General features: G+C 67.5%; 5 protein-coding genes. All 5 read left to right on the top strand.

Annotation, left to right across the window (positions count from 1 at the left end):
- A partial coding sequence (locus RMN84_RS07795) for a His/Gly/Thr/Pro-type tRNA ligase C-terminal domain-containing protein (protein ID WP_309611610.1) occupies positions 1-623 on the top strand: 623 nt, incomplete at its 5' end.
- Positions 624-636: 13 nt separating this feature from the next.
- Complete coding sequence (locus RMN84_RS07790; RefSeq protein ID WP_309611609.1) at positions 637-1,887, top strand: lipoprotein-releasing ABC transporter permease subunit; 1,251 nt, start codon at positions 637-639, stop codon at positions 1,885-1,887.
- On the top strand, positions 1,880-2,554 hold the full coding sequence (locus RMN84_RS07785) for an ABC transporter ATP-binding protein (RefSeq protein ID WP_309611608.1): 675 nt from the start codon (positions 1,880-1,882) through the stop codon (positions 2,552-2,554). Before RMN84_RS07790 ends, RMN84_RS07785 begins: the two co-directional genes overlap by 8 nt.
- Positions 2,555-2,578: 24 nt before the next feature.
- Positions 2,579-3,547, top strand: a complete 969-nt coding sequence (locus tag RMN84_RS07780; RefSeq protein WP_309611607.1) for a lysozyme inhibitor LprI family protein — start codon at positions 2,579-2,581, stop codon at positions 3,545-3,547.
- Positions 3,548-3,607: 60 nt separating this feature from the next.
- On the top strand, positions 3,608-5,082 hold a 1,475-nt coding region (gene dnaE, locus RMN84_RS07775), incomplete at its 3' end, for a DNA polymerase III subunit alpha (RefSeq protein WP_309611606.1).

Raw genomic sequence — 5,082 nt, 5'->3', positions numbered from 1 at the left:
GCGCCGACCTCGACTATACCGATGAAGCCGGCCTCCACGGCCAGTTCGACCAGGTCAGCGTCACCTACGCCGCGACTGATGAGACTCATGACGAGGCCAAATGGGCCGAGGTCCCACCCGACCGCCAGCGCACCGGGCGCGGAATCGAGGTCGGGCACATCTTCTATTTCGGCGACAAATACAGCACCGCGATGGGGCTCAAGGTCTCGGGCAAGGACGGCACCAACGTCACCCCGAAGATGGGCAGCTATGGCATCGGCGTTTCCCGCCTGGTCGGTGCGATCATCGAGGCGAGCCATGATGACGCCGGAATCATTTGGCCGGCGGCAGTCGCGCCGTGGCAGGTCGGGCTGGTCACTATGCGCGGCGACGATGCCGCTTCGGTCGCGGTCGCTGACGATCTCTACCGCCAGCTGGCCGCCGCCGGGGTCGAAACCCTTTACGACGACCGCGACGAGCGGGGCGGAGTCAAGCTTGGCGGCATGGACCTGATCGGCCTGCCGTGGCAGCTCGTCATCGGCCCGCGCGGCGTCGCGACCGGCGTGGCCGAGCTCAAGGACCGCCGCACCGGCGAGAAGTTCGAACTCCCGATCGACGCGGTCGTGGCGCGACTGTCCGCATGATCCTCAACCGCCCATGATCCTCAACAAATACGAGCGCATGATCGCCCGCCGCTACCTTCTCCCGACCCGGGGCGAGGGATTCATCTTTGTCGTCGCCGGTTTTTCGGTCGGCGCTGTCGCGCTCGGTGTCGCCGCGCTGATCATCGTCATGTCGGTCATGAACGGGTTCCGCGCCGAGCTGTTCGACAAGATCGTCGGGCTTAACGGCCACGCCATCATCCAGGGCTATGAGGGCCGCCTGTCGGACTGGCAGCGGATCGCCGCCGCCGCCCGTGCCACCCCCGGCGTGAACTCGGCGCTCCCGCTGATCGAACAGCCGCTGATGGCCAGCGCCAATGGCCGGGTCGAAGGCATCCTCGTGCGCGGGATGCGGATGGAGGATATTCGCGGCAACAGGCTGATCGCCGGCAACATCAAGTCGGGCAGCCTCACCAACGTCCAGAACGGCAATGCCACCGTCGCCATTGGCAGCCACCTCGCCGAAACGCTCGGCGCCTTCCCCGGCAGCCAGATCAGCTTGATCTCGCCCGAAGGCCGCGACACGCCGATCGGCACCGTCCCCCGCATCGTCACCTACACCGTCGGCGCGATCTTCGAGGTCGGCGTCTACGACTATGACAAGGCCTATGTCATCATGCCGATTGAGGACGCCCAGTCGCTGCTGATGATGGGTAACCAGGTCGGCCAGATCGAAGTTGAGGTGACCAATCCCGACAAGGTCGGTCCGATCCTCGCGCCGCTTCAAGACGTCATCCGCGGCAAGGGCATCCTCGTCGATTGGCGGCAACTGAACTCGGCGTTGTTCGAAGCGCTGGAGGTCGAGCGGATCGCGATGTTCGTCGTGCTGTGCATCATCATCCTCGTCGCGGCATTCAACATCGCCTCGTCGCTGATCATGCTGGTCCGCGCCAAGACCCGCGATATCGCTATCCTCCGCACCATGGGCGCCAGCCGCCGGGCGATGATCAAGATCTTCATGACCGTTGGCCTGACCATCGGCGCAGTCGGCATCCTCGCCGGGGCGATCCTCGGCGCGGTCTTCCTGTTCTTCCGCCAGGGCGTGGTCGACGTCATCCAGACCCTGACCGGCCAGAATCTGTGGGACCCGTCGGTTCGCTTCCTTAGCGAGCTTCCGGCCAAGTCCGACCCGATTGAGATTGCCGCGATCATCCTGGTGACACTCGTCCTGACCTTCGTCGCGACCTGGTTCCCGGCGCGCAACGCCGCCGCGACAGACCCGGTCCAGGTGCTGCGCTATGAGTGAGCCCGTCCTCCAGACGACCGGCCTGCGCCGCTGCTTCACCCAGGGCGACGTCACCATCCACGTCCTCAATGGCGTCGATCTCGCCGTCCACCCGGGTGAGATCGTCGCGCTGCTCGGGCCGTCGGGGTCGGGCAAGTCGACCCTGCTCCAAGCGGTCGGGCTGCTCGAAGGCGGGTTCGAGGGATCGATCCGCATCAACGGCGTCGAAGCCGCATCACTCGACACCGACGCTCGTACCGATCTGCGCCGTGACGCGCTCGGATTCGTCTATCAGTTCCACCATCTCCTGCCCGACTTCGACGCACGCGAGAATGTCGTCCTGCCGCAACTGATCCACGGTGCCGAGGTCGGGGCCGCCCATGCCCGCGCCGACGCGCTGCTGACCGCGCTCGGCCTCGGCGAGCGGCTCGACCACCGTCCGTCGAAGCTTAGCGGCGGCGAGCAGCAGCGCGTCGCCGTCGCCCGCGCGCTGGCCAACCGCCCGCCGCTGATCCTCGCCGACGAGCCGACCGGCAACCTCGACGAAAAGACCGCCGACACCGTCCTTGCCGAATTTCTCAAGCTGGTGCGGCAGGAAGGCAGCGCCGCTTTGGTCGCCACCCACAACGAGCGAATGGCGGCGAAGATGGACCGGGTGGTTCGATTGCATGACGGAGTGCTCGCATGATCTCCTGCTGCGCACGTTTCTGACATGTCACCCGCCGCCACCCGCGCTATGCCCTGGATCGCTGCCGCCGCCGCCCTGCTGGCACTGGGCGGCGGGCTCTACGGTTGCTCGAAGAAAGGCGAAGGCGACCGCCTTTCCGACGCACAGGCCGAGGCGGCGCAGGGCGCGGCAGAAAACCTGTCCGGCAACGCCGTCGAACGCGCCGCCGCGCTCGACCCGGCCACCCGCTGCGCGTCCAGCGCGACCTTTGCGCTGCTGAAGCGCGAGCTATTCCGTCGCGCCACTCAGATTCGCGGCAAGGACGATGCCATGCTCGCCCGCGTCGCCAGCGCTGCGGCGCTGCGGGTCGAACGACCGGTTGTCCGCAGCCGTGACGAGGGACTCGGCAGCATCGCCTGCGCCGCCAGCGCCGCGCTCGACCTGCCGCCAGGCCTCGCCGTGGCCGATGGCCGCACCAGCGTCACCGCCGACGTCGACTACACGCTACAGCCCGCCGCCGACGGTAGCGGCGATGTCCTGACCTTGACCCACGCCGACGCGATCACTGTGCCACTCGCCACCGTCGGTCGCCACGCCGCGTTTGCCGAGCCGGTACCGATTCCGGGCGATGCGTTAACTCCCCGGCCCGCAATCCCTCCGCCTCCGCCGCCGTCGTTGCCGACCGTGGTGCGCGGTGCACCGCCAAAGACCCCTGCCGACCCGCTCGCACCGCGTCCGACCGCCAGCCCCAGCTTCGACTGCACTCGGGCGCGCACCCGCGGCGAGCAGATGATCTGCGCCGACGCCGGCCTGGCCGCACTGGACCGACGCATGGCCGCCCAGTATCGCTCGGCGGTCAACGCGGCCGACGACGAGCAGCGCGATCAACTTCGTTCCACCGGCCGACGCTTCGCCGGTTTCCGCGACAATTGCCCGACTGCCCGCTGCATTGCCGACGGCACCCGCGAACGGATGCGCGAGATCGACGCGATCATGGCTGGAGATCAGCGCTAAGCTGGGGATAAGTTGCGCATCGCGCTTTTAACGTGGGCGTGCCCACGCCATAGTGACGCCATGCTGCCCTACGTTCCGCTGCGCACCTTTTCCTCCTTCACCATGCTCGAAGGCGCGGTGGAGCCGAAGGCGATCGCCAAGCACGCTGCCAAGCTCGGCTTCCCCGCCATCGCGGTGACCGACCGCAACGGGCTCTATGGCGTGATGCCGTTCGGCGACGCCTGCATCGGCGAGGGGGTGCAGCCGATCATCGGGGCCACCATCGCCGTGGCCCGCCCCGAAGAAGGACTGCTGACGCTCGACTGGCTGGTCCTCCTCGCGCAGGACGAGGCGGGCTATGCCAACCTTTGCAAGCTCGTCTCCGCCTCCCACCTCGATCGCCCGATCCACGAGCTGCCGCACATCCCCTTCGCCATGCTCGACGGCATGACCGACGGCCTGATTGCGCTGACGGCAGGCGGGGAGGGGACCGTCGCCCGTCACCTCGCCGACGGCCAGCGGACCAAGGCCGAAGCGGTGCTGGACCGGCTTCAGCCACTGTTCCCCGGCCGGCTCTACATCGAACTCAGCCGTCGCGGCGACCGCGTCGAGGAAGCCGCCGAGGCTGGCCTGCTCGACCTCGCCTACGCCCGCGACCTGCCGATCGTTGCGACCAACCCGAGCTGCTACGCGGAACCGCATTTCCACGCAGCGCACGACGCGCTGCTGTGCATCGCCAACTCGACCTACATCGAGAACGCCGATCGCCCGACGAGCAGCCCCGAAGCATGGATGAAGCCCGGCGCGACGATGACCGAGCTGTTCGCCGACCTGCCCGAAGCGATCGCCAACACCGCCGTCATCGCCCAGCGCTGCGCGGTCAGCGCGCCGCAACGCAAGCCGATCCTGCCGCGCCTCGGCGAAAACGAGGACGAGCAGTTATGCACTGATGCGCGCGCCGGGCTCGCCGCGCGCCTCACCCGGCTCGCCCAGCTCGGCACCGGGCCCGCCGATCCCGCCCCCTACCACGCCCGTCTCGAATTCGAACTCGACGTCATCACCCGCATGGGATTTGCCGGCTATTTCCTGATCGTCGCCGACTTCATCGGCTGGGCCAAGGCCAACGACATCCCCGTCGGCCCCGGCCGCGGCTCGGGCGCGGGCAGCATCGTCGCCTGGTCGCTGCTCATCACCGATCTCGATCCGCTCGCGCTCGACCTGCTGTTCGAACGCTTCCTCAACCCGGAACGCGTGTCGATGCCCGACTTCGACATTGATTTCTGCGAAACCCATCGCGACAAGGTCATCTCTTACGTCCAGGCCAAATATGGCCGCGACCGCGTCGCCCAGATCATCACCTTCGGCCGCCTCAAGGCCCGCGCCGTGCTCAAGGACACCGGCCGCGTGCTGCAGATGAGCTATGGCCAGGTCGATCGCCTGGCCAAGCTCATCCCCAACCACCCAACCGATCCGTGGTCGCTCGAACGTTCATTGAACGGAGTCGGCGAGCTCGAAAAGGAATATCGCTCCGACCCCGTCGTCAAGCGGCTGCTCGA

Origin of the sequence: Sphingomonas sp., from assembly GCF_031380695.1 — a bacterium.
Taxonomy (GTDB): domain Bacteria; phylum Pseudomonadota; class Alphaproteobacteria; order Sphingomonadales; family Sphingomonadaceae; genus Sphingomicrobium.
Note: the sequence above shows the minus strand (reverse complement) of the source record. Positions and strands in the feature narration are given on the sequence as shown.